At 66.2% G+C, this 25,410-nt stretch carries 21 protein-coding genes, 2 tRNA genes and 1 pseudogene; 11 read left to right on the forward strand and 13 right to left on the reverse strand.

Translation table 11 applies throughout. The annotated features are described in order from the left end of the window. Positions 1–2: 2 nt before the first annotated feature. The 6 genes from hadB to A9X01_RS17655 form a co-directional block, all read right to left on the reverse strand. Positions 3–431, reverse strand: coding sequence for a (3R)-hydroxyacyl-ACP dehydratase subunit HadB (gene hadB, locus A9X01_RS17630; protein ID WP_036352527.1), 429 nt, complete (start codon positions 429–431; stop codon positions 3–5). Next, the gene (gene hadA / locus A9X01_RS17635; RefSeq protein WP_065121968.1) at positions 418–894 is read right to left on the reverse strand and encodes a (3R)-hydroxyacyl-ACP dehydratase subunit HadA; all 477 of its coding nucleotides are present in this window, start codon (positions 892–894) and stop codon (positions 418–420) included. The genes hadB and hadA overlap by 14 nt, the downstream gene beginning before the upstream one ends. Before the next feature lie 48 nt (positions 895–942). Then, entirely contained in the window at positions 943–1,110 is a 168-nt protein-coding gene (rpmG, locus tag A9X01_RS17640) for a 50S ribosomal protein L33 (RefSeq protein WP_036352522.1), read from the reverse strand. Between the two features lie 51 nt (positions 1,111–1,161). Continuing rightward, a tRNA-Met gene (locus tag A9X01_RS17645) sits at positions 1,162–1,235 on the reverse strand. Between the two features lie 34 nt (positions 1,236–1,269). Continuing rightward, a tRNA-Thr gene (locus A9X01_RS17650) sits at positions 1,270–1,342 on the reverse strand. A 90-nt stretch (positions 1,343–1,432) separates the two neighbouring features. Further along, positions 1,433–1,648 (reverse strand): type II toxin-antitoxin system VapB family antitoxin, encoded by a 216-nt coding sequence (locus tag A9X01_RS17655; RefSeq protein WP_065035449.1) that lies wholly within the window; start codon positions 1,646–1,648, stop codon positions 1,433–1,435. Positions 1,649–1,734: 86 nt separating this feature from the next. Here A9X01_RS17655 and A9X01_RS17660 point away from each other — a divergent pair, with 86 nt between their 5' ends. From A9X01_RS17660 to A9X01_RS17680, 5 genes are all read left to right on the forward strand, one after another. Further along, complete coding sequence (locus tag A9X01_RS17660) at positions 1,735–2,451, forward strand: MBL fold metallo-hydrolase (protein ID WP_065121970.1); 717 nt, start codon at positions 1,735–1,737, stop codon at positions 2,449–2,451. 129 nt (positions 2,452–2,580) lie between these two features. Further along, a complete protein-coding gene (locus A9X01_RS17665) occupies positions 2,581–3,426 on the forward strand; it encodes a DUF8453 domain-containing protein (RefSeq protein ID WP_065121972.1) in 846 nt (281 codons plus the stop codon). A 63-nt stretch (positions 3,427–3,489) separates the two neighbouring features. Continuing rightward, positions 3,490–4,185: a crotonase/enoyl-CoA hydratase family protein gene (locus A9X01_RS17670; protein ID WP_065121974.1), complete on the forward strand. Its 696-nt coding sequence runs from the start codon at positions 3,490–3,492 to the stop codon at positions 4,183–4,185. Positions 4,186–4,231: 46 nt separating this feature from the next. Continuing rightward, positions 4,232–6,559 (forward strand): molybdopterin oxidoreductase family protein, encoded by a 2,328-nt coding sequence (locus A9X01_RS17675; RefSeq protein ID WP_065121976.1) that lies wholly within the window; start codon positions 4,232–4,234, stop codon positions 6,557–6,559. Between the two features lie 2 nt (positions 6,560–6,561). Next, positions 6,562–7,041, forward strand: coding sequence for a hypothetical protein (locus tag A9X01_RS17680; RefSeq protein WP_065121977.1), 480 nt, complete (start codon positions 6,562–6,564; stop codon positions 7,039–7,041). A gap of 97 nt (positions 7,042–7,138) precedes the next feature. Here the strand turns inward: A9X01_RS17680 and A9X01_RS17685 are convergent, their stop codons facing one another. The 3 genes from A9X01_RS17685 to A9X01_RS17695 are packed head-to-tail and all read right to left on the reverse strand — an operon-like array spanning position 7,139 to position 9,175. Next, positions 7,139–8,182 (reverse strand): patatin-like phospholipase family protein, encoded by a 1,044-nt coding sequence (locus A9X01_RS17685; RefSeq protein ID WP_065121978.1) that lies wholly within the window; start codon positions 8,180–8,182, stop codon positions 7,139–7,141. A gap of 1 nt (position 8,183) precedes the next feature. Continuing rightward, on the reverse strand, positions 8,184–8,639 hold the full coding sequence (cynS, locus tag A9X01_RS17690) for a cyanase (RefSeq protein ID WP_495524981.1): 456 nt from the start codon (positions 8,637–8,639) through the stop codon (positions 8,184–8,186). Between the two features lie 20 nt (positions 8,640–8,659). Further along, positions 8,660–9,175, reverse strand: a complete 516-nt coding sequence (locus tag A9X01_RS17695; RefSeq protein ID WP_065122076.1) for a nitroreductase family protein — start codon at positions 9,173–9,175, stop codon at positions 8,660–8,662. A 73-nt stretch (positions 9,176–9,248) separates the two neighbouring features. Between A9X01_RS17695 and recC the strand changes: the two genes are divergently transcribed. The 3 genes from recC to recD are packed head-to-tail and all read left to right on the forward strand — an operon-like array spanning position 9,249 to position 17,571. Further along, positions 9,249–12,533 (forward strand): exodeoxyribonuclease V subunit gamma, encoded by a 3,285-nt coding sequence (recC, locus tag A9X01_RS17700; RefSeq protein WP_065121980.1) that lies wholly within the window; start codon positions 9,249–9,251, stop codon positions 12,531–12,533. Further along, positions 12,533–15,832: an exodeoxyribonuclease V subunit beta gene (recB, locus tag A9X01_RS17705; RefSeq protein WP_065122077.1), complete on the forward strand. Its 3,300-nt coding sequence runs from the start codon at positions 12,533–12,535 to the stop codon at positions 15,830–15,832. The genes recC and recB overlap by 1 nt, the downstream gene beginning before the upstream one ends. After that, positions 15,829–17,571 carry an exodeoxyribonuclease V subunit alpha gene (gene recD / locus A9X01_RS17710; RefSeq protein WP_065121981.1) on the forward strand — a complete coding sequence of 581 codons (1,743 nt, stop codon included), beginning with the start codon at positions 15,829–15,831 and terminating at the stop codon, positions 17,569–17,571. The genes recB and recD overlap by 4 nt, the downstream gene beginning before the upstream one ends. Positions 17,572–17,685: 114 nt before the next feature. On the opposite strand, the gene A9X01_RS31895 is transcribed toward recD, so the two are convergent. Both A9X01_RS31895 and A9X01_RS31445 read right to left on the reverse strand, forming a co-directional pair. Then, positions 17,686–17,892 (reverse strand): hypothetical protein, encoded by a 207-nt coding sequence (locus tag A9X01_RS31895; RefSeq protein WP_301336943.1) that lies wholly within the window; start codon positions 17,890–17,892, stop codon positions 17,686–17,688. A 72-nt stretch (positions 17,893–17,964) separates the two neighbouring features. Further along, complete coding sequence (locus A9X01_RS31445) at positions 17,965–19,011, reverse strand: hypothetical protein (protein ID WP_253849164.1); 1,047 nt, start codon at positions 19,009–19,011, stop codon at positions 17,965–17,967. Between the two features lie 73 nt (positions 19,012–19,084). Here A9X01_RS31445 and A9X01_RS17725 point away from each other — a divergent pair. The 3 genes and pseudogenes from A9X01_RS17725 to A9X01_RS17735 all read left to right on the forward strand — a co-directional run bounded on the left by A9X01_RS17725 (position 19,085) and on the right by A9X01_RS17735 (position 23,388). Next, positions 19,085–21,504: pseudogene (locus A9X01_RS17725) on the forward strand (SEC-C metal-binding domain-containing protein). Between the two features lie 53 nt (positions 21,505–21,557). Beyond that, on the forward strand, positions 21,558–22,298 hold the full coding sequence (locus A9X01_RS17730) for a TVP38/TMEM64 family protein (RefSeq protein WP_065121983.1): 741 nt from the start codon (positions 21,558–21,560) through the stop codon (positions 22,296–22,298). Continuing rightward, positions 22,291–23,388, forward strand: a complete 1,098-nt coding sequence (locus A9X01_RS17735) for a DUF8808 domain-containing protein (protein WP_065122080.1) — start codon at positions 22,291–22,293, stop codon at positions 23,386–23,388. The genes A9X01_RS17730 and A9X01_RS17735 overlap by 8 nt, the downstream gene beginning before the upstream one ends. On the opposite strand, the gene A9X01_RS17740 is transcribed toward A9X01_RS17735, so the two are convergent. Next, a complete protein-coding gene (locus A9X01_RS17740; protein ID WP_065121984.1) occupies positions 23,385–24,338 on the reverse strand; it encodes a class I SAM-dependent methyltransferase in 954 nt (317 codons plus the stop codon). The genes A9X01_RS17735 and A9X01_RS17740 overlap by 4 nt on opposite strands. An 82-nt stretch (positions 24,339–24,420) precedes the next feature. Next, positions 24,421–25,362 carry a class I SAM-dependent methyltransferase gene (locus A9X01_RS17745; protein ID WP_065121986.1) on the reverse strand — a complete coding sequence of 314 codons (942 nt, stop codon included), beginning with the start codon at positions 25,360–25,362 and terminating at the stop codon, positions 24,421–24,423. Positions 25,363–25,410 lie beyond the last annotated feature (48 nt).

The following is a 25,410-nucleotide window of genomic DNA, read 5'->3' on the forward strand; positions in this document are numbered from 1 at the left end:
CGCTAGGCCAGCTTCGCCGAGGCGACGGCCCGACCGAAGATCTTTTTGCCGCCGGTCGTGGCGGTCAACGCAATGGTCACCGACTTGCTCTCGGGGTCGACGGACTTCACCCTGCCGCTGAACACCAACTCGGCGCCCTTGCCATCGTTGGGCACCGGGACCACCGCAGTGAATCGCACGTTGTATTCGGTGACCGCACCCGGGTCGCCGACCCACGACGTGACGTAGCCGCCGCCGATACCCATCGTCAGCATGCCGTGCGCGATCGCGGTGTCCAAGCCCACCATCTTGGCGATCTCGTCGTCCCAGTGGATCGGGTTCAAGTCACCCGAGACTCCGGCGTAATTGACCAGGTCCTGGCGGGTCAGTGGGTAGGTGCGCTCTGGGAGCTGGTCGCCCACCTGGACCGAACTGAACTCACGCAGAGGCATCAGAAAACCCTTCTCCATCTTCACCGGAACGACCTGCCAGGGTCGTGTACGTCTCTTGCACGATCTCACCAGCATCATTGGTGACGATGTTCTTGGTCACGATGATCTGGGTGCCGTGTGCTTCCCGCACGGAATCCACGTATACGTCACAGTAGAGCTTGTCGCCGGCAACGATCGGCTTCCGGAACTTCAGCACCTGGTCGATCTGGACGATTTTCTCGTCCGAAATGGCGATGTTCGCGTAATCGAAGAATGCCGATTGCGCCTTGTAGCCGAATACGCAAATGAACGTCAGCGGGGCCGTCAAACCCTTGTAGCCCAGTTCCGCGGCCGCATTGTCATCGAAGAACGCGGCGTCGTCATTCTGCACAGCCGTCGCGTGCTCGCGGATCTTTTCCCGCTCCACCAGGTAATAGTCGGGGTAGCGATAGTGCATCCCGACGATGTCTTGGGACAGCGCCACGGTTTTGAAACCTACCTACGAATCTTCGGCCAGACTGGGACAGCGTGGTTACCGCGTTTCGCGGTGCCCCTGGTGCTTTCCGCAGTTCGGGCAGAACTTTTTCAGCTCCAACCGGTCCGGGTCGTTGCGACGGTTCTTCTTGGTGATGTAGTTACGGTGCTTGCACACCTCGCACGCCAAGGTGATCTTTGGCCGCACGTCGGTACTGGAAGCCATGGCCTTATTCCCTCAGCTCTCTGTCAATCTCTAAGTCTCAATGTTGTGTTGTAGCGATGGCCGGACTCGAACCGGCGACCTAACGATTATGAGTCGTTCGCTCTAACCGACTGAGCTACATCGCCTCTGGTGCGCGCCGCGCCTGCTCGGCGTCCGCCGAGCCCCCTAACGGAATCGAACCGTTGACCTTTTCCTTACCATGGAAACGCTCTACCGACTGAGCTAAGGGGGCCGGTACCCGTAGCGACCAGTCGTGCAGGTGCGCTTCAAGGGCCAGAAAGAGGTTACAGCCTGCCCCGCAACGTCTCCAAACCAGGACGAGTCAGCCGGTGTCGCCGTTCCGGTGCAGCTGCCAGGCGCTGAGGTCGCTGAACTCGTCGTAGTCCTCGTCCTGCGGGTCGTGCTCGACCTCCGGACCCTCGTCCAGCACCGCCTTCAGTGCGAGGTGGACCGCCTCCCGCGCATCCAGCAAGTGAAATTTGTCAATTACCCCTTGCAGCAAATCGGCTTCAACAAGGATGTCGACCCTCTTCAACATGGACCAACTTTACCCAGTGCTGACCGATTTGGGCCGAGAGAAGGCCAGCTTGAGAGGTTTTTTTGGCGACCCAATACGCTGGTGCCGTGTCAGACTCGGACCGGCTCTACTTCCGTCAACTGCTGTCAGGGCGTGATTTCGCCGCCGGCGACCCCATCGCCGCGCAGATGCGCAACTTCGCCTACCTGATCGGCGACCGCGACACTGGTGACTGTGTGGTGGTCGACCCTGCCTATGCCGCGGGGGACCTGGTCGACGCGCTGGAAGCCGACGGCATGCGCCTGTCCGGCGTCCTGGTGACCCACCATCACCCGGATCATGTTGGCGGCTCGATGATGGGTTTCGAGCTCAAGGGCCTGGCGGAGCTCCTCGAACGCACCGCGGTACCGGTACACGTGAACACCCACGAGGCGGTGTGGGTGTCACGGATTACCGGCATCCCACTCAGCGACCTGACCAGCCACGATCACCGGGACAAGCTCAGCATCGGTGACATCGAGATCGAACTGCTGCACACTCCGGGCCACACTCCGGGCAGCCAGTGTTTCCTGCTCGACGGCCACTTGGTCGCCGGCGACACGCTGTTCCTGGACGGCTGCGGTCGCACCGACTTCCCCGGCGGCGATTCCGACGAGATGTACCGCAGCCTGCAGCAACTCGCCGCCCTACCGGGCGATCCGACGGTGTTTCCCGGGCACTGGTACTCGGCCGATCCGAGTGCCGCGCTGTCGGAGGTCAAGCGTTTCAATTACGTGTACCGGCCGGCCAATCTCGACCAATGGCGAATGATGATGGGCGGCTAACGGCGTGGCGAACACGAACTGCCATTCTGCGCACCGGCGATAACCGTGGCAGCAATACTCAGGAACCCGCTCTAGGATCAGTGCACTACATTCCGGTCCGGGGTCAGGAACAAGCGGAGGGCGGATTCCATGGGGTGGGCGCAACGAAGCTGGCAGGCAAGCTGGCACGGAATCGAGAACGTCGAGTCCAGCACCTGGTTGGTGTGGGCCGCGTGGGCGGCGATCGCACTCGGTATCGCCGCCCTGATCTTCACTCACCGGCAGCTGCAGCGGAACCGCGCCTTGGCATCGGAGAAGACCCGACCGCACGTCGCGATGCTGATGGAGCCGCATGTGGCGGACTGGCACGTCATCGAGCTGGTGGTCCGCAACTTCGGCCGCACCGCGGCCTACGACATCCGGTTCAACTTCCCCAATCCGCCGACGGTGGCCGAGTACGAGAACGCGTCCGACGGTTATGCCGACGTGGTGGAACTGCAACTGCCCCGGGAGCTGCCGACGCTGGCGCCCGGGCAGGAGTGGCGGATGGTGTGGGACTCGGCGCTCGACCGCGCCGAGATCGGGCACGGCGTCGAATCGCGTTTCGAAGGCACCGTGACCTACTACGACCGCCCCGACCGGCCGCGCGGCTGGAAGTTCTGGCAGCGTCCTCGCACCCCGCTGGAGACCAAGGTGGTGCTCGACTGGGACGCGTTGCCGCCGGTGCAACGGATCGAGTTGATGACCACGCACGACCTGGCCAAGCGCGAGAAGCAGAAGCTGGAGCTGCTGCGCAACCTACTGACCTACTTCCACTACGCCAGCAAGGAGACGCGCCCCGAGGTGTTCCGCAGCGAGATCGACCGGATCAACCGCGCGGTGCAGGAAACCCAGGACAGGTGGCGAACCCGGCAGCTGGACGAGCCCACCGACGTCAGCCTGCGCTGGGGTGACGCCGAGAACGAGCTGGGTAAGCATCGCAGCCAACGGGTGTGATCGCGCGACGATCTGATTCAATCGAGGTCCGCAGCGAAGGATCCGCAGCGAAGGAGTAGCCCTATGAGCGGTCCGGTCGTCTACACCCACGATGAAACCATCGGAGTCATCCGGATGGACGACGGCAAGGTAAACGCGCTCGGGCCCACCATGCAGCAGGCCCTCAACGAGGCGATCGACCAAGCCGACAGAGACGACGTCGGCGCGCTTGTCATCACCGGCAACGAACGGGTGTTCAGCGGCGGCTTCGACCTCAAGATCCTGACCTCCGGCGAAGCGCAGCCCGCGGTCGACATGCTGCGCGGCGGGTTCGAGCTGTCCTACCGACTGCTGTCCTATCCCAAGCCGGTGGTGATGGCCTGCACCGGGCACGCGATCGCTATGGGGGCATTCCTGCTGTCCTCTGGTGACCATCGAATCGCCGCCCACGCGTACAACATTCAGGCAAACGAAGTCGCGATCGGCATGGTGATCCCGTATCCCGCACTGGAGATCATGAAGCTGCGGCTGACTCGGTCGGCCTACCAGCAGGCCACCGGGCTGGCCAAAACCTTCTTCGGCGAAACCGCGCTGGCCGCGGGCTTCATCGACGAAATGGTGCTGCCGGAAGTGGTGGTCAGCCGCGCCGAGGAAGCGGCCCGCGAGTTCGCCGGCCTCAACCAGAAAGCCCACGCCGCCACCAAATTACGGACCCGCGCCGACGCGCTGAAAGCGATGCGAACCGGTATCGACGGGATCGAGAAAGAGTTGGGCCTCTGACCGACGGGGGACGTTTCGACCACCCCCCTTCGGGTACGCGCGTGTCATGGAGGCGGTGGATCGCATCGCCGACCCATGGGGAACGCGAACCCCATACGGGCCGGATCAGCGATGGCCCGAACGCGTCGACGAGTTCCTCGCCCGGGGAGTCGATGCCGGATCCGTAGACCGTTGGGTGCAATCCGCGGCGGTGTTGCATTCCAACGGCGACGCCCTCGACATCGCCGTCAAGAACGACCGCATCGTCGGTGTGCGAGGGCGGGCCGTGGACCGGGTCAATCGAGGCCGGCTCGATCCCAAAGACATGTTCGGTTGGCAGGCCAACGGGTCCCCCGACCGCCTGACCACCCCGCTGGTGCGTATCCGCGGCCAACTGCGTGCCACCGATTGGGACACCGCGATGGATCGAATCGTGTTGCGCACCAAACAACTCCTGGATTCCCGCGGCCCAGGCTCAATCGGTTTCTACACTTCCGGACAGCTGTTCTTGGAGGAGTACTACACACAGGCAGTGATCGCCCACGCGGCGATCGGGACCAACCACGTCGACGGCAACACCCGGTTGTGCACCGCCACGGCCGCCGAGGCGCTCAAGGAGTCGTTCGGCTGTGATGGACAGCCCGGCTCCTATAGCGACATCGACGATGCCGATGTGATCGCGCTGTTCGGGCACAATGTCGCCGAGACGCAGACGGTGTTGTGGGCGCGGATGCTGGACCGGCTGGCCGGCTCAGCACCCCCGGCGATCATCTGCGTCGACCCTCGATCGACTCCCGTCGCCGAGCACGCCACCGTGCACCTGGCGCCGCTGCCCGGGACCAACGTCGCTCTGATGAATGGGCTGCTGCACGAAATCATCAGCCACGACTGGGTGGACCACGACTACATCGCCGCGCACACGGTCGGTTTCGACGAACTGCGGCGCCGGGTGGCCGAGTTTCCACCGGCCCGAGCCGCCGAGATCTGTGACGTCGAAGCCAAGGACATCCGTTGCGCTGCAGAGATTCTGGGCACCGCCGAGCGACTGTTGTCCACCGTGTTGCAAGGCTTCTACCAGTCACATCAAGCGACGGCGGCGAGCGTTCAGGTCAACAACATCCACCTGGTCCGTGGCATGCTCGGCAAGCCAGGCTGTGGTGTGCTGCAGATGAATGGCCAGCCGACGGCGGAGAACACCCGTGAGTGCGGCGCCGACGGCGACCTCGCGGGTTTCCGAAACTGGGCCAATTCCGACCACATCGCACAACTCGCAGAATTATGGAACGTTGAGCCGCAACAGATCCCGCACTACGCCCCGCCCACCCACGCGATGCAGATGTTTCGATTCGCCGAAGAGGGCACGCTGCGGATGCTGTGGGTGACCGCGACCAATCCGGCGGTGTCCCTGCCGGACCTGGCGCGCATCCGCAACATACTCAGCCAAGACCGGCTGTTCCTGATCGTCGAGGACATCTTCATGACAGAGACCGCGGAACTCGCCGACGTGGTACTTCCCGCGGCGGCCTGGGGTGAGAAAACCGGCACCTTCACCAACGCCGACCGAACCGTGCACATTTCCGAAAAAGCCGTCGAGCCACCGGGTTCCGCCCGCCCAGACCTCGAAATCTTCCTGGACTACGCACGGCGCATGGACTTCCGCGACAAAGACGACCGGCCGCTGATCTCCTGGCAGGACCCAGAATCGGCGTTCCAAGCGTGGCAGCAGTGCAGCGCGGGCCGCCCGTGTGACTACACCGGGCTCAGCTACGCCAAACTGCGTGCCGGCAGCGGAATTCAATGGCCCTGCAACGCAGCACATCCCGACGGCACCGAACGGCTCTACGCGAACGGCGAATTCTGGTCGGACCCAGACTATTGCGAGGCTTACGGCAAGGACTTGATCACCGGTGCGCCGCTGGAGCCCACCGAATACCGGGCCATGAATCCGTACGGCAAGGCCATCATCAAGGCCGCCGAGTACCTGCCCGCACACGAGCGGCCTTCGGACACATATCCCTTCGTCCTGATCACCGGGCGCACCGTCTACCACTTCCACACCCGCACCAAAACGGCGCGGGCACCGCAACTGCAACGCGCCGCACCAGAGGTGTGGGTGGAGATCTCCGACGCGGACGCCCAGCGGCTGGGGATCCAGGAAGGCCAGCCCGTCGACGTGACCACCGCGCGGGGTGGCATCACCGCCCCCGCCCGGATCGGGCGCATCCGGCCGGGGGTCGTCTTCGTCCCCTTCCACTACGGCTACTGGGACGCTGATCGTCCGGATCACCACCGGGCCGGCAACGAACTCACCCTCACCGATTGGGACGCGGTGTCCAAGCAACCGACTTACAAGACCGCCGCCGCGCGCGTGCAGGCAACCCGATCGGGGAGTTGACGATGAAGCTCAAGCTGGCCATCCGGGAACTGCATCGCTCCGAACGCAGGCTGGCCCGCGGCCTCAACGGCATATCGGTGCGGCACCGGTCCGACCAGGACATCTCGCACCTGGCACGTGACCTGGCCGGCTGGTCGCAGAGCCATCTGGGGGTGCTGGCCGAGCACGGCCGCCACTACGGGGTACGACTGGCCGCGACACCACGCACCGCACCTCGCGCGGGGACTGTCCAGTCCCGGCTGGGTAGTTCGCTGCGGCACCGCCCACAGCCGGGGTTGCTGCTGCTGGCCGAACTGCGCCATGTGCATCGACTGGCGGCGGGAGTATCCCTGGACTGGGAGCTACTCAGTCAGGCCGCACAGGCGGCCAAGGATCAGGAGCTTGTCGACGTGACCTCGCGGTGCCACCCCGAGACGCTGCGGCAGATGCGGTGGGCCAACGCGATGCTCAAGGAGTTGTCACCGCAGATTTTGACGAGCTGAGCCGTGGGTGAGCGGTTGCCCGAACAACCGCTGCACACCGGCGCCTCCTCCGTCTCCGATTCTGGCACTCGAGCCGGCTTACCGTGGCACTTCGGTGCTATTGGTACTGACGGAATCTTTCCAGGTACTGGACCCAGTTCCACCTCGACAGAAACGCCGCGGCCGCGTCGTAGCCCTTGGTGTAGAGCGCTTCGGCGTCTTTGCGGGAGATCCCGAAGTCCAGGAAGTTCACCGCGGTGGAATCCACCCGGATCGCCCGCGCGCTCACCCAGGGCTGGTTCAGGTAGGTCTGGTCGTGGCCGACGAACATGGTGGTGATCAGTTGCTCAAGCAGCACCGAAGGCGGGCCGAGCAGGCGCAGCGCACCCACTCCCGGGATCAGCTGGTCGTTGCCCTCGGGCAAATTGGGCATAACCGTCACCCCGAAGGTCGGCCAGCGCGGCGGCTTGCCGTCGAATCGATCGAAGGAGTCGATCGGGAAGTTCGACAGCACGCCGCCGTCCACCAGTGTCGACTCCCGCCCGTCTGCGCTGGTCAAGGTGACCGGGCGGAAGTAGAACGGGATCGACATCGAGGCACGGACCGCGTCCGCGACCAGTTGCTCGTCGGGATCGAGGCCGTACAGCCGCTCGTAGTCCCACGGCAGCCGCACCAACTGTCCGGTGGTGATGTCGGTGACGGTGACGGCCAACCGGTAGCGGCGATCGGCGCGGATCTGCTTGTCCCGCAGCGCCAGATCGCCGAAAGTCGTGACGCCCAGGTTTTTCAGTTCGCTGCGGATCCACTGATGCGCGAAGTCACCCCGGTAGATGCCGTTGTCCCGAAGCAGACCCCACGCCTGACCGAGCACCGGCAGGTGACCGACCGGCCCGGCATCGCGGAACTTCTCGTACGGCAGGGTCAGCGCGATTTCCTTGATCTGGTCGCTGGTCAGTTGGTCACCGTTGGACGCCGCGGCCAGGATCGACCCCACCAGTGAGCCGGCCGAGACACCGGAGACGCGTTTGACGGCGTACCCGGCGTCCATGATCGCGACGACCGCTCCCACCAGCCCGACGCCCTTGACGCCGCCGCCGGAGAGCACCAGGTCGACAGGCTTGCGTCGGCTGGGCGCGGCCGGCGCCGCGGGTTGCTCGGCCATGTCAGTCCTGCGCCGAAGTCCATTGATAAGGAAGGAATTTCCCGTCGAACGTGACCACGACGCGGTCTCCCGACGGGTGCGGTTTCTTCTGTAGGTCGACGCTGAAGTTGATGGCGCTCATGATGCCGTCGCCGAACTGTTCGTGGATCACCTCTTTGATCGCGCCGCCGTACACCTGCAGCGCCTCGTAGAAGCGGTAGATGGTCGGGTCGGTAGGGACCGCGGTGGGCAGGCCGCCGCGCATCGGCGGTGCCGCCAGCACCGCCACCGCGGACTCATCCAGGCCCAGCAGCTCGACCAGCACCTTGCCCTGCTCGGACGGAATCGGGTGCTGTCCCAGCAGTGCCGACGTCGTCCACAGCACCGGGCGGTCGATGGCGTCGGCAAGTTTCTGCCAGCTCAGGCCCTTGGCCAGGCGGGCCACGACGATCTGCTCGGTGATCTCGTTTCTGTTCATGGCCCCAAGCATGCCAAGCATTACCAGCGCCCGCGGTGCACAACCTCGTCAAAGGGCCGGCGATTGGGCTTGCGGATCGGGGTCAGCGGCCGGTCGGCCGGGTAACCGACGCCGAGCATGTAGGCCACCAGGTAGCCGTCGGGGACGCCGAGGATGGCCCGCGCCTTGTCCTGCTCACCCACCGACGAGTGACCCGTACCGATGCCCAGGTCCGTCGCCGCGAGCATCATCGCCATCGTCGCCTGGCCCACGTCGTACTGGTCGATCACCTTCCGGCGTTCGTCGGGCGGCTCCGGAATCACCAGGACGATGGCGGCAGCCGCCCCGGCGATGTGACCGGCCCCCACCCACACCGTCGAAAGTTCCTGCAGCGCCGCCTTTTCGGTCACGATGACGAAATCCCAGGGTTGGCGGTTCTTTGCCGACGGCGCCCGCCACCCGGCCTCGGCGATACGGTTCAGGTCCTCTGTCGAGACCGGCTGCTCGGTGTACTGGCGTACATTGCGCCGGGCCCGGATCGCATCCCACGCTTCCATCGGTTCCTCCCTCACGGCTTGACCCGTCCCATGCTGCCACCGGTGTCGGAGTCCCGGTCTATCGTGGCCCGCGATGGCACTTCATCTGCACCGTGCCGAGCGCACCGATCTGCTCGCCGACGGGCTCAGCGCGCTCTTGGCCGACCCGACGCCTGACCCGTTCGCGGAGGAGCTGGTGTTGGTTCCGGCACGGGGGGTGGAACGCTGGCTCAGTCAGCGACTGTCTCATCGGTTGGGGACTGGGCCCGGTGGCGGCGACGGCGTGTGCGCGGGTGTGTCGTTCCGCAGCCCGGGGTCGCTGATCGCCGAAATCACCGGCACCGCCGCTGACGACCCGTGGTCACCGGATGCCGTCACCTGGCCGTTGCTGGAGGTGATCGACCGTTCGCTGGACGAACCGTGGTGTGCCACGCTGGCAAAGCATCTGGGGCACTTCGACACTGGCGCGGAGGCGGAACTGCGCCGGGGCCGGCGGTACGCGGTGGCCCGTCGCCTGGCCGGCCTGTTCGCTTCCTACGCGCGGCAACGGCCCGGCTTACTCGCCGACTGGCTCGTCGGCGACGCCGGTGATCTGCACTCCGACCTGGCCTGGCAACCGCAACTCTGGCGTGCCCTGGTCGCGCTGATCGACGCCGAGCCCCCGCACGTCCGGCATGAGAAAACCGTCAATCGGCTACGCAGTGGCCCGGCCGACCTGCCCTCGCGGTTGTCGCTGTTCGGCCACACCCGGTTGGCGTGCACCGACATCCAGCTCCTCGAAGCGCTGTCCACCCATCACGAACTGCACCTGTGGCTGCCGCACCCCAGCGACGCGTTGTGGCGTGCTCTTGCGGCGATCCACGGCGCGATACCGCGCCGCGAGGACACCAGCCACCGCGCCGTCGGCCATCCGCTGCTGACGACTTTGGGCAGAGACCTGCGCGAGCTACAGCGCGGCCTTCCCGCCGATCCCGCCACTGACGAGGTGCTGGACGCGCCAACACGACCGGACACGCTGCTCGGCTGGCTGCAATCGGATCTGGCCGCCAACACCGTCCGGCGGGCCGGCCGCACCCTGACCGGCAACGACCGGTCGATCCAGGTGCACAGCTGTCATGGGCCGGCCCGGCAAATCGACGTGCTGCGTGAGGTGTTGCTGGGCCTGCTGGCCGATGACCCGACGTTGGAGCCGCGCGACATCCTGGTGATGTGCCCGGACATCGAGACCTACGCGCCGTTGATCGTCGCTGACTTCGGGCTCGGCGACGTTGTCAGCGGCGCGCATCCCGCACACCGGCTGCGCGTCCGGCTCGCCGATCGCTCACTGCTGCAGACCAATTCGCTGCTCGGGGTCGCAGCGGAGTTGCTGGCCCTGGCCGGTGGCCGGGTGACGGCGAGCGAGGTGCTCAATCTCGCCCAGGCCGCACCCGTCCGCGCCCGGTTCGGCTTCAGTGACGACGACCTGGAGGGCATCACCCGCTGGGTCCGACAGTCCAACATCCGGTGGGGACTCGACCAGGAACACCGCAAGCCGTTCGGGGTCGACTTCATCCATAACACTTGGCGATTCGGCATCGACCGCATCCTGGCCGGGGTCGCCATGTCGGACGCATCGCACAGCTGGATCGACTCGACCTTGCCCCTCGACGATGTGGGCAGCAACCGCGTCGAATTGGCCGGCAAACTAGCCGAATACGTCGACCGGCTGCAGCGGGCGGTGGACTCGCTCACCGGGACGCACCCACTAAGCGACTGGCTGACCGCACTGGCCGACGGCATCACGCTGCTGACCCGCGTCGACGACGACGAGACGTGGCAGACCGACCAGCTGCACCGGGAATTCGCTGACGTGCTGCGCACCGCAGGCCCACGGGCCGGTACCCTGTTGCGGCTGGCCGATATTCGCGCGCTGCTGCAGCGACACCTCGCCGGGCGTCCCACCCGCGCCAACTTCCGCACCGGCACGCTGACCGTCTGCACGATGGTGCCGATGCGTTCGGTCCCGCACCGGGTGGTGTGCCTGGTCGGCCTCGACGACGGCGTCTTCCCGCGCCTGGGTGTGGTCGACGGCGACGACGTCCTGGCCCGGTGTCCGCTGACCGGTGAGCGCGACATCCGTTCCGAGGACCGGCAATTGCTGCTCGACGCGATTGGCGCCGCCACCGAGCACCTGGTCATCACCTACACCGGCGCCAACGAATACTCGGGTCAGCGCAGACCACCGGCTGTCCCACTGGCGGAACTGTTGGACACCCTCGACGTGACGACCGACGCGGCGGTACGCGAGCGCATCGTCGTCGAACATCCGTTGCAGCCGTTCGACTTCCGCAATGTGGAACCTGGCAGACTGGTACCCGAGGTGCCGTTCAGCTTCGATCTCACCGTGCTGCGGGCGGCCCGGTCCGCCACCGGAGAACGTACCGAGCGGCCGAAGTTCATCGGCGGGCCGCTTCCGCCGCCGGCACCGGACGATGTGGTCCTCGCCGATCTGCTGGCTTTCTTCAAGGACCCGGTGAAGGGTTTCTTCCGGGCGCTGGAGTACACGCTGCCCTGGGACGTGGACGGCGTCCAGGATGCGATGCCGGTCGACATCAACAACCTCGAGGAATGGGCGGTCGGCGACCGCATGCTGGCCGACATCCTCGCTGGCATGGCACCGGATGAGGCGCGGCAAGCCGAATGGCGCCGTGGCACCTTGCCGCCCGGTCACCTCGGCTGGCGCAAGGTCACCGAGATCCGGGATCAGGCGGAGGTCCTGGCGAACGCGGCGCGCGCATACCGGCGTGCCGAAACGGCGGCCTACGACGTCGACATCGACCTCGGCGGGCGTCGGCTGACCGGCACGGTGTCGCAGGTGTTCGGCGATCGTGTGGTGTCGGTGACCTATTCGAAACTGGATGGCAAGCACCTGGTGCAATGCTGGATTCCTTTGTTGGCGTTGATCGCTCACGACCCCGGGCGTGACTGGTCGGCGGTTTGCGTCGGCCGCGCGAAACGGGGTGCCACCCCGCGCGAGGAGGAGCTGGGACGGCCGCGAGAGGAAGCCATCGAGCTGCTCCGTGACCTGGTGGCCATCTACGATGCGGGGCGGCGCGAACCGATTCCCCTGCCGATCAAAACGTCCTACGCGTGGGCGGTTGCCCGGCACACCGGTGACGACGCGGAGCAAGCGGCGTCCTACCGCTGGCACAGCAATCGGTTCCCCGGCGAAAACCAAGATCCGGCGTCCGTGCGCGCCTGGGGCTGGAACGCACGGCTGAGTGAACTGATGCAACCGGTGCGGCCCGGCGAGGAATGCGCCGGCGAGGACACGCGGCTCGGCGCCTACGCCGCACGACTGTGGCGACCGATGCTGCGCGCGGAGCGGAGGCGCGGCTGATGCGACCGTTCGATCTGCTGGGCCCGCTGCCCGCCGAGCGCTCCACCACGGTGCTGGAAGCAAGCGCCGGGACGGGCAAGACGTTCGCGCTGGCCGGGTTGGTCACCCGCTACATCGCCGAGGACGTGGCCACGCTCGATCAAATGCTGCTCATCACCTTCGGGCGGGCCGCCAGCCAGGAACTCCGCGAACGGGTCAGATGCCAGATGGTCGAGGCGGTAAGGGCTTTCGACGACCCGACGGTGGCCGGCGACAACCAGCTGGTGCGGTATTTGATCGACGCCACCGAGACCGAGCGCAGCGCGCGCAAGCGGCGGTTGCGCGACGCGCTGGCCGACTTCGACGCGGCGACGATCGCCACCACCCACCAGTTCTGCCAGCTGGTGCTCAAATCGCTGGGCGTGGCGGGTGACACCGATGCCGGCGTCACCCTGGTCGAGGATCTGGACGACCTGACCGCCGAGATCGTCGACGACCTCTACCTGGCTCACTTCGGCCGCCGGCGCGACGATCCGGAGCTGACCTACCGCGACGCTCTGCGATTGGCGCGGACGGTGGTCAACAATCCGTCGACCGATCTGCGTCCAAGCGACCCACCACCGGACTCGCGGGCCGCGATGTGCGTCCGCTTCGCCAAAGACGTTCTGGCCGAACTGGAGAAGCGCAAGCGCCGCCGAGGGGTGCTGGGGTACGACGATCTACTGATCCGGCTGGCCGACGCGCTGACCACCGAGGACTCCCCCGCCCGGCTGCGCATGCACCAGCGCTGGCCGATCGTGATGGTCGACGAATTCCAGGACACCGATCCGGTGCAATGGCAGGTGCTCGACCGCGCGTTCAGCGGACGCTCCACGCTGATCCTCATCGGCGACCCGAAGCAGGCGATTTATGCCTTCCGCGGCGGCGATATCGTCACCTACCTCGACGCCGCGCAGACCGCGGGCGAAAAGCGGACCCTGGCGACGAACTGGCGCAGCGACAGCGCCCTGGTGGATCGGCTGCAGATCGTGTTGCGGGGCGCCCAACTCGGTGACCCGCGAATCGTCGTGCATGACGTCGCGGCTTCCCACCACGGCCACCGTCTGGCCGGCGCGCCGCACAACGCCCCGTTCCGGCTTCGGGTGGTACGCCGAGAGACTCTGGGCCGCAAGGGCGTGACCAATCCACGCATCGACGAGCTGCGCGAGCACATCGGCAAGGACCTCGCCACCGACATCGGCCGGTTGCTGGTCGCTGAGGCCACCTTCGACGGCCGCCCGCTGGTGGCCCGCGATATCGCGGTCATTGTGGAGAAGCACAAGGACGCGCGCGCCTGCCACGATGCACTGACGAGAGCGGGCATCCCGGCGGTCTACACCGGCGACTCGGATGTGTTCGGATCCCAGGCCGCCGACGATTGGCTGTCACTGCTGGAAGCCTTCGATCAACCGCACCGCCCCGGCGTGGTACGCGCCGCCGCGGCGACGATGTTCTTCGGCGAGACCGCGGAAACCCTTGCCGCGGGCGGTGATCGGTTGACCGATCAAGTCGCCGAAACATTGCGGGTGTGGGCCGGTCACGCCCGCGAGCGGGGTGTCGCCGCGATCTTTGAGGCCGCACAGTTGAGCGGGATGGGCGACCGGGTACTGTCGTGGCGCGACGGCGAACGGCACATGACCGACCTTGCGCACCTGACCCAGTTGCTGCAAGAGACGGCCCACCGGGAAGGCTATGCGCTGCCGGCGCTGCGGGATTGGCTGCGTGGTCAGCGCGAAGAGCGCGGCGGCGCCGCCGAACGCAACCGGCGGCTCGACAGCGATGCCGCCGCCGTCCAGATCATGACGGTGTGGGTGAGCAAGGGTCTGCAATACCCGGTCGTCTATCTGCCGTTTGCCTTCAACCGCAACATCCAGGAACGCGACCTGATGCTGTTCCATGACAATGGCGTGCGCTGTCTGCACATCGGCGGCAGGGAAAGTCCCGACTTCGCCGCCGTGGAAGCGCTGGCGATCAAAGAGGACGCCAGCGACGACAGCCGGCTGACCTATGTCGCGATGACCCGGGCCCAATCACAGGTGGTGGCTTGGTGGTCACCGGCATTCGACGAACCCAACGGTGGGTTGTCGCGGCTGCTGCGGGGGCGCCGGCCGGGCGAGACGGCGGTTCCGGACCGCTGCGTGCCCACCAAGATCACCGACGACGACGCATGGGACCGCTTCCGTGAATGGGAGATTGCCGGCGGGCCGGTCCTGGAAGAGTCCATAATCGCCTCGGCCCCAGCCCTTTCCGGCGAGCCACCGCCGTCCGGGCTTAACACCCGGCACTTTCATCGCAGCATCGACATCACCTGGCGGCGCACCTCGTACTCGGGCTTGATCAAGGCGGCCGAGACGACGGGAGTCACCAGCGAGCCGGAGATCACCGAACTGGATGACGAGGTCGGCGACATCCCGCTGCTGCAGACGCCCGCCGGGTCGGACGTGCCGTCACCGATGGCGGCACTGCCCACTGGCGCGAAGTTCGGCACCCTGGTGCACGCGGTACTGGAAACCGCCGATCCATTCGCGGCCGACCTCGCAGCCGAGCTCGAGGCTCAGGTCAGTGCTCACTCAACCTGGTGGCCGGTGGGCGTGCCGGCTGCCGATCTTGCCGCGGCCCTGGTTCCACTACACGACACTCCGTTGGGTCCGCTGGCGGACGGCCTGACGCTGCGGCAAATCGGATTACGAGATCGGTTGCGAGAACTGGACTTCGAGTTTCCGTTAGCCGGCGGCGATAGCCGTGGTGGGCTGCCGCCGATTCGGCTCGCCGATGTGGGGGCGTTGCTGCGCTCGCATCTGGCGGCAACCGATCCGTTGGCGTCCTACGCCGACAGGTTGCTGGGCGATGCCCTCGGCGGCCAGCCGTTGCGCGGGTATCTGAGCGGTTCGGTCGATGCCGTGCTTCGGATCCCGGACGGGCCGAGTCAGCGCTATCTGGTGGTCGATTATAAGACCAACTGGCTGGGTGAGCCGGACAAACCGCTGACGGCCGCCGATTACACCGGACCGCGACTGGCCGAGGCGATGTTGCACTCGGATTACCCCCTGCAGGCGCTGCTGTACAGCGTGGTGCTGCATCGCTTCCTGCGGTGGCGACAGCCGGCCTACGACCCGTCGCGTCACCTGGGTGGCGTGCTGTACCTGTTCCTCCGTGGCATGTGCGGGGCCGACACCCCGGTGCTCGACGGCCATCCGGCCGGCGTGTTCAGCTGGGCACCGCCGGCCGCGTTGGTGACCGAACTGTCCGACCTCCTCGACGCGGGCCCGGTGGCGGCATGACAATCGATGTCGTCGATCCCGCCGATCGCCGCCGGGCGGTCAGCGCCTCGGGTTTGTTGCAGGACTTCAACGAAGCAGGCGTGCTGGAGCCGGCCGATGTGCATGTGGCACAACGGCTTACCGCGATGTCGGGTGAGCCGGATGAGTCGGTCGCGCTGGCGGTCGCGCTGGTCGTGCGCGCCCTTCGAGGTGGCTCGGTCTGCATAGACCTGCGCGAGATCGAGGCTCAGGTCGGCGCGCCCGAGCTCCCGTGGCCGACGGTGGACCAATGGCTGGCCGCATTGCGGGCCAGCCCCCTGGCCGGTTCACCACCGGTGCTGCGGATCTACGGCGACAGCCTGATCTACCTCGACCGCTACTGGCTGGAGGAACAGCAGGTCGCGGCCGATCTGCTGGCTCTGCTGTCGGCGCGAGCGCCGGACGTATCGCTGGATGTCGCCCGGTTGTTTCCCGAAGGGTATGAAGAGCAGCGCGCGGCCGCCGCGATCGCGTTGCGGCAGAGTTTGACGGTGCTGACCGGTGGACCGGGGACGGGCAAGACGACCACGGTGGCGCGACTGCTTGCGCTATTCGCCGAGCAGGCCGAACGGGACGGCAGGTCGCGGCTGCGCATTGCCCTGGCAGCACCCACCGGGAAGGCGGCGGCGCGCCTGCACGAAGCGGTGCAGCTCGAGTTGGAAGAGCTGGACCTCGTTGACCGGCAACGGGTTTCCGGGCTGCGAGCCACCACCCTGCACCGGTTGTTGGGCAGCCGCCCGGACAACTCGTCGCGGTTCCGGCATCACCGGGGCAACCGACTGCCGCACGACGTGATCGTTGTCGACGAGACCTCGATGGTCTCGCTGACCATGATGGCGCGGCTGCTGGAATCCGTGCGTTCCGACACCCGGCTACTGCTGGTCGGTGATCCCGACCAGTTGTCGTCTGTGGAGGCCGGCGCGGTGCTGGCCGACCTCGTCGACGGTCTGGGCGCTCACGACAACGCCCAGGTGGCTGCGCTGCTAACGTCACACCGGTTCGGCCGATCGATCGGTGACTTGGCTTCGGCGATCCGCGACGGTGCCGCCGACGCCGTCCTGGAGCTGCTGCGCGCCGGTGATGAGCACATCGAATGGCTCGACACCGAGGACCCAACCGAACAATTGCGAAATGTCCTTGTGCCGCATGCCCTTGCGCTGCGAAGGGCAGCGGTGCTCGGTGATGCCACCGCGGCGCTGGCCACGCTCGACGAGCATCGTTTACTGTGCGCGCACCGCCGCGGACGCTACGGCGTCGAATACTGGAACCGTCAAGTCGAACGGTGGTTGGCCGAGGCAACGGGTGAGCCGATCTGGTCAGCGTGGTACGCCGGAAGACCGGTGCTGGTGACGACCAACGATTACGGGTTAGGTGTCTACAACGGCGACACCGGGGTGACGATCGTCGCCGGCGAGTCGTTGCGCGCCGTCGTCGCCGGCGCGGACGAGTTGCTGAACTTCGCCACCAGCAGGCTCTCCGACGTCGAGACGATGCACGCGATGACGATCCACAAGAGCCAGGGCAGCCAGGCAGACGAGGTGACTGTGCTTATGCCGACTGAAGATTCGCGGCTGTTGAGCCGGGAACTGTTCTACACGGCGGTGACTCGGGCAAAAAAGAAAGTGCGCGTGATCGGCTCGGAGGCCGGTGTACGAGCCGCGATCGAGCGGCGGGCGGTGCGGGCCAGCGGGTTGGCGCAGCGACTGCGAGGCACCAGCTAGACGGCGGAGGTCGGTATCAGCACCGTGACATCGTTGTGAAGATGGGCCAGACCACTATCGAGGGTTGCTGGCTGCCAATGTGACTTCGTACCAGCTGAGCAAGATAGGTGTCGGTCACCTGTCGGTGACCGACCACCCACCCATCTCCACATCGGCGAAAGAAACGCTGCCGGACCAGAACTCATGGCGGTCCATTCCCTCGTCGGCAGTGACGACGTCGCGCGTGACCGCTGCGGACTGCCCTGTCCGCAAAAGACACCGAACAAGGCTTTCCTGCGTCAGCGGACACGTGGCGAATACTTCGGATTCCTCCAGCCGCACGGTGGACGCATGGTGAGGAACATGGTCTAGGACCGCGAGAGCGATGATGCAGCGATGCCGAGTATCCGCCGGTCATGCTGACTCGGCGCGCGCCGGCCCGAGCTCGCCACACGCCGCGACGAACCTTGCCCACTCGTCCGCCCGCGGACGCACCGAGCCTTCGCCGCGGGCGTCGTCGTTCACCACCAGACCCGGACCGAGCGGCGCGAGCAGCCCCGCGAGCTTTTCGATCTGTCCTGCCGGGCTGTCTTCGAAGCTCTGAAACACTCGGCGCTCAATCCATTCCTTCGCGATCTGAGCGCCGGCAGCGAGGTCGACCGCGGGCACCCGGAGAGCACCACCACACCCAAGGACCTGCCGATCGAAGCGATCCTCCCAGCATTCCGTCTGCCAGCCGGCCCACAGCCCGGGAAGAGCCTCGAAAATGCCCATTGCATCGCCGGTCTGCCATGCCCCCACCGTCTTTCGGGACACGTCGACATGGAGCCCGCCTTCCGGGATCATGCCCAAATTCAGGCGTCGAACACCCTTGCCCGGCAGCTTTTCCAGCAGCGCGGGCCCGTGCCACGCCTTGCTGAGGTCCCCCCACCACAGCGGCCACATCCGAACCTGCCCGGCCATGTCGACGACCGAGACGAGGTGGCACATCTGATTTCGGTCCCGCGCGAGGCGCAGGCGCGGCAGATCATTCCATTTCGTTGGCCGCAAATCGGCTCCGACATATGCGGCCAGCTCAGCGGTTCCGTTATAGGCCCACCCGATCGCGTAGTCAGGCCAGACCGCGCTGAGCACGCTCATCATCGCGCGGCGTTCGTTCATCGTCACCATCAGCGGGTCGCCGAAGAACAGCAGCCGGTGCCGATCGAGATCTACCACCACGCCGCCATCGGCCCACAGCGGGTCAACCCATTCCCGCTTGTCGCACCGTCGCAGGGAATTCGAGTACCGCAACGCAAGCTCCGGCCCTCCGATGAGCGCATCGAGGATACGGCAGCCTCCCCAATGCGAATAAAACAGTTGCCAGTCTTGATCTCTGACGATCACGAAGTTGGCCCGATTTCCCATGTCGACCTCAATCCCGAAGTGAGGCGAGTCCGCTATCGCCTCGATTGAGGTCACTGTGCTCTGCGGGTCTGACATTTTTCGCGCGCCCGGCGCCCGGATCCCGTTCGATGTGCATAGGGTGGTCCCCGTGGCGAAGGCAGTTGATCCGGTCGAAGTCCTGGCGGAAGTCCTGTCCGAACACGGCCCGCTGCCCGAAGACGACATTGGCCGTCGGTTGCGCGACGCCGGTGTGCCCGATCCCAACCCCGTTCTGCGTGCACTCAGACTCGAACTCGATTTCCCGGCAAGACAATTGGTTGATGAACACTGGGTGTGGCTACCGACGCTACTCGCCGGGCGAGTGTTCACCCACCGGATCACCGACGCCGAGGCCGCCTTCGACATGCTCACGGTGACCCCTGATCTGGAGCCGATCACCACCCTCGGCGAGCACGAACCCTATGACCGGCTCTCTGACGGCTCGATGTGGCAAACCGCTGTGGCCGGGTACGACGACGAGCTGATCGAAGATCGGGGCATCCCTGACGAGTTGATGGACTCGGGTACGGCCCTGCTGCTGGAACCGGGCACGCTGCAGCGGCTGGGTGTATCCGGTGGGGACTTAATCGGGGTGGGGTTCGGCTCCGACGGCATGGCCATCGAGCGGGTCGATACGACAACACCCGAGCATGACGCCGTCCTGCGTGCGGGGTTGTCGGGACTGGTCGACGCCGACGAACCAACCTATCTGGCCGCGGCAATCTGGACCGCATGCGTCGGTGAACCGGAGGTGTTCACCGAGCCCTCGCTACCCCTGGGCGAGCTCCTCGACAGCTTCGGCCTGTCTCAGGACGGCGACTGGGTGGCACCAGGTGGATTCGATTTTGACGCATGGCGATCCGAGCGCAGGTCTGAACTTCTGGCCGAGCGACACCAACTGGACATCGGCGCCGCGGCCGCTTTGTCTGCGCTGATCAAAATGCACGAACAAATATCGCTGCTGCTCGCCGCCAGCGAGGAAGATGCTTCTGCACGGGATATATTGAGCGCGGCGAACGAGTATGCCAACTCGTTCGTCGAGACTGCCACCGCCTCCGGGGCCGCGCTCGCCGACCCTGCGCTGGCCGAGGCGCTGGTGGCCGAGACCGTCGATACCGACCCGGCCGGAGCGGCCGCGCTGGGCCTGCTGGCGGAAATTCTGACAGCGACCGTGCCTCGCGCCGCCTTGGTGGCTGCGAGCTGGCTGCGCTCGGTGGCCCTACAACGGCTCGGCGACATCGTCGCAGCGGAACGCGAGTTGCTGGCGGCTGAATCGATGAACAGCGACTGGCCGCTGACATTGCTGGATCTGGCCAGGATCGCCTCTGATCGCGGGGACGCCGAGCGCGGCTTGACCCTGCTGCGCCGTGCCGGTGCCGATCCGGACGATCCGTTGCTGACGCTGTTGGAGCAGCATCGAACTGAGCCGCGCCGCGACATCGGACGCAACGACCCGTGCTGGTGCGGGTCGGGCCGCAAATACAAGAAATGCCACCTCGGCCGCGAGGAGCTGCCGTTGGCTACACGGTCAAAGTGGTTGTACGCCAAAGCAGTTCAGCATGTGTTAGCAGGTGGCTGGGATGACCTGCTCTTAGAGGTGGGTTACGAACGCTGCCGTTATGCCGACCCTGACGATGATGACGCGCTGCCGGAGGCGCTGGCTGACCCGCTGGTCATGGATGCGCTGCTCTTCGAAGGTGGCGCGTTCACCGAATTCCTCGATGTGCGCGGATCGTTGCTGCCCGACGACGAGCGGTTACTGGCCGAGCAATGGCTCCTGCTCCAACGATCTGTGTTCGAGGTAGAAGCGGTGCGCCGCGGCCACGGTATAACCATGCGTGATGTGCGCACCGGTGACGTACATGACGTGCACGAGCGAACAGTCAGCCGACAATTGCGCACCGGTCAGCTGGTCTGCGCCCGCGTGGTGCCCGCGGGGGAAGACATGGTGATATTCGGCGGGATCGAGCCGGTCGCCCTGCACGCGCGCGACTCCTTGATCGACCTGCTCGACGAACAACCCGATCCGGCGACACTGGTGGCGGAGCTGAGCCACCGGTTCGCACCGAGAACCCTGGTCAACACCGAAGGGGAGCCGCTGACGCTCTGAGCGGCCACCGTGCAGGTGAGCGATCCCACTGCGACTGCGGGAGTACTGGACGAGACGTACGACCGGATCGACGGTGACCAGCCCCCAGGTGGACAGGTTTTGTCACTTCGAAAGGCGGACAGTCGGTTCGAGCAACGCCTCTCCTTGAGTCGGACGCGCTGCGGGTGAAGACTAATAGCGCACCAAGGATGGATCGTGTGCTGGAAACGTTGACACGTCTCGACCCCGGGATGAGGGTGCTCAAGGACGTTTGCCAGCCGGTGCGTGACGCCCACGAGGCAGCCGCCCCGGCCGAGCAAGCGCCAAACTGCGAAGCAGATGAACCAGACACCGCCGATCCGGCCTCCTTTCCCGCAGTCCCGGCGGGAAGCGGGAGCATGGACGTTGATCGGCTACGAACCGCACTCGGATTGCGGTAACGGTCCCCGGCAAACCGCGGCCCAGCCGCGGATACGGAACAATCGCAGTCAACATGATCGAGGACGACGGCTCTCCACCAATATCGCGACGACGCCACATCGTGCGCCTCGTCGTGTTCGGCGGCTTCCTGCTCGGAATGTTCTACCTGATCGGCGTGGAGCGAGTCATCGACATGGACGCGGTGCACCGCGCGATTGCGAATACCGGCCCGCTGGCGCCGTTGGCCTACGTAGCCGCAGCGGCCGTCCTGGGTTCGATGTTCGTGCCGGGCTCAATCCTGGCTGCCGGCAGCGGATTACTGTTCGGTCCACTCGTCGGCCTGTTCGTCACATTGGGCTCATCGGTGGGAACCGCGATCGTCACCAGTCGAATAGGTCGACGGGCCGGCCGAGAAAGCGCCAAGGCCCTGCTCGGGCCGAAACGTTCCGAGCGGGTGGACGCGCTGATCGATCGCAGCGGCTTGTGGGCCGTTGTCGGCCAACGGTTCGTCCCAGGTGTGTCCGACGCGCTGGCCTGCTACACCTTTGGGGCGTTCGGAGTTCCGTTGTGGCAGATCGCCGTTGGCTCCTTCATCGGCTCGTTTCCCAGGGCGTTCGTCTACACCACGTTGGGCGCGACGGTCCGGGAAGGTTCCTCGACGCTGACCTACATCGCGATAGCCGTGTGGTGCGTGACCGCCGTCGTCGGCGTGTTCGCAGCCCGCCGGGGGTACCAGCATTGGCGCGAGCACGCCAGCCATACCGACCACCGTGCACAGTCGGACACGGACCCGGGTGACCCTGACGATGACTGAGAACGGCATCGACCCGTTGCTGCTGGGGCAACGGGTAGTCGCAATTCTGGAAACGGGCCTGCGCACCGCGACGTACAAGTTGGCCACATTGATGGCCCTTGTGGACTTCTGTATTGAGAATCTTCCGGCGTGCCCGGATGATGCCGTTTTGGTCCCCCTCCGGGACTTGGCGCATCGCGTGCTGGAGATTTATTGGCGACAGATGCGCCCCTTCGATGGCCGTGAACTTCAACAGTCCACCCAGCCGAAGGCACGAATCTTGAACGCTGCTGACCAGTTACGTAGTGCCGCGGCGGCGGGACACAGCGGCATGGCGCTGGACGTGGCGATCATGCGCGCGCCGGATGTTTATCGGCGGGCGATCGACCAGATCACCCTGTGTCTGGCTCAGCAACCGCTGCACCGGCTGCAGCGGTTGCCCGGTTCTCGGGCCAGCGACCCGTTCCTCTACGACGACTCCTTCCTGCACGATCATGTGTCGCGCTCGGCGTTGCGAGAACACGGGGACGCCATCCGGCTGCATCCCGGCGTGGCACACGGCCTGGCCCGGCTCGCCGGCTTGCTGAAGCCGGCGCTGGAAATTATGTGGGTCGAGGACGTCCGGCGCATGAACAGATTTCTGCAGGCCGACGTGCCCGACGTTGCGGGGCACCTGTTCGGTCGTGAACGCACCGCGCTGGCCGCCGTCCGGGGACCGCTGAAGGACGCGTTCGGCGCGCACTGCTTCTACTGCGGCACCCACCTACCGGAGGACAACCCGATCGACCACGTCCTGCCCTGGTCGTTGGTAGGGATCGATGGCCTGGCCAACCTCGTGCTGTCCTGCGCGCGGTGCAACGGCGACAAGAGCGGCGCATTACCCGCCACAGGCATAGTCGACCGAGTGTTGGAACGCGACCGAAACCTGTTGGAGCAGATAGCAACCGACATCCAGTGGCCAACCCAGCGCCGGCGCGTGATAGCCGCGGCACGCGGCATCTACCGCGGTCAACCGCCGGGCGTACCGACCTGGTCCGGTTACCGAGGGAGCAGACGGCTGGACATCAGCGTCCCGCCCTGGTGGATCGTGGCCGACTACCGCGAACGCTAGTTCCCAGCAGTCGTCCGCTGCGCGGTGACGAACAAGTTGCCCGGTACCCGGTCTTCGACCTCCCTGGGCGGCCGGCGATCGAACCGGGCCATCAGCTCGTCGGCGGGTGCGACTGACACCTTCCAGCCGTGCCGACGGAACCAGTCACCCACGTCCTCGCGCTCCTCGAAGTACCACAGCTCATCGGTGCGGGGAATCTCGCGCTGCGGGTCCACCCGCGCCATCACCTCGCGCAGGCGATCCATCCGTGCCCGACGATCCGCCCGCTTCTGCTCGTCGAGGAATGTGGGGCCCAGCGCTTCGACAGCAACCCGGCTCCCGTCGGCCGCCAGCCCGTGCACCCGGTCGAACAGCAGGTCCTGAGCCGCGGCGGGCAGGTACGGCAGGAGCCCCTCGGCCGACCAGGCGCTGGGCGCCGACGGATCAAACCCCGCCTCTCGCAATGCGGCCGGCCAGTCCTGCCGCAGGTCCACCGCGACCGGGATGCGCCGGCAAGTCGGCTCCGCCCCGTGCTCGGCCAACGTCGACGACTTGAACTGCAGCACCCTGGTCTGATCCAGCTCGTAGACCGTCGTCCCCGACGGCCACGGCAACCGCCACGACCGTGCGTCCAAACCGGCCGCCAGGATCACCGCCTGCCGGATGCCCGACCTGGTCGCATCGGCGAAGAACCGGTCGAAAAACGCTGTCCGCGAAGCCATATAGTCGACCATCGCCTGCATCTGCAGCGGCAGGTCCGGTTCCACTTCGATCACCTCAGCCGGCAGCTGCGGCGCGGAATGCCAATTCCACACCCCGTCGCCGGCGGCGTCGAGGAAAATCTGCGCGAACGGGTCGCTGATCAACGGATCCGCGCTGCGCGTTTCCGCCGCACGCGCGGCGGCCACTCCCAGCGCCGTAGCTCCGACGCTCTCGGTGATCTCCCAGCTGTCGTTATCGGTACGCACCATGCGATTTCCTCCCTCACTGCCATGCCAGTGGCGAAAGTACGGGAGCTGCTTGTGAACCGGCTGTACGTCTGTTGGGCGGACGCTACTCGCGCACCGCTGAGACGAACTGGGTGCGGGGCGAGGTGTCCTCCACCCCCTCGGGGATCCCGCGGCCGTAACCCGCCATCAACTCCGGCGCAGGCGTCACCGTCGCGGCCCAGCCGTGCCGCCCCAACCACTGGCCGACGTCCTCGCGTTCCTCGAAATACCAGAGTTCGTCGGTCCGCGGCAGCTCGCGCTGCGGATCCGCCTGCGTCACCAACGCGCGTAACCGATCCATCCGCTCCCTGCGTTGCGCGCGAATGCCTTCATCCATCCAATCCGGGCCGGGCGCCTCCACGGCGATGCGGCTACCGGCCGCGGCCAGCCCGTGAATCCGTTCGAACAGCAACTCGTGCGCCGCGGCGGGCAGGTAGGGCAGCAAACCCTCCACCGACCAGGCGCTCGGCTCCGACGGGTCAAACCCGGCACTCCGCAGCGCCGCCGGCCAATCGTGGCGCAGGTCCACCGCGACGGCGACCCGGTTGCAGGTCGGCTCGGCGCCGTGTTCGGCCAAGGTCGACACCTTGAACTCCAGCACCTTGGGCTGGTCGAGTTCGTAGACCGTGGTGCCGTCGGGCCAGGGCAGCCGCCAGGCTCGCGAATCCAGACCGGACGCCAAAATCACGGCCTGGTTCACGCCGGCGCGGGCGGCGTCGAGGAAGAAGGTGTCGAAGAAGGCAGTCCGCGAAGCCATGTAGCCGACCATTGCTCGCATCTGCACGCCCAGGTTGGGTTCGGCTTCCAAGACCTCTGCGGGCAGGTCGGGCGCGGCGAACCAGTTCCAGATCCCGTCGCCGACGGCATCGAGGAAGATGCGCGCGAACGGATCACTGATCAGCGGGTTTTCGCTCTCGGTTTCCGCGGCACGGCCCGCTGCCACACCCAGCGCGGTGGCGCCGACGCTTTCGGTGATCTCCCACGTGTCGTCATCGGTCCGCGTCATGCTCAGTCCTCCTCTATCCCGGCACACGACGCTCGCGAGCGTACGTGA

It is taken from the genome of Mycobacterium asiaticum (assembly GCF_001668675.1).
GTDB lineage: Bacteria > Actinomycetota > Actinomycetes > Mycobacteriales > Mycobacteriaceae > Mycobacterium > Mycobacterium asiaticum_D.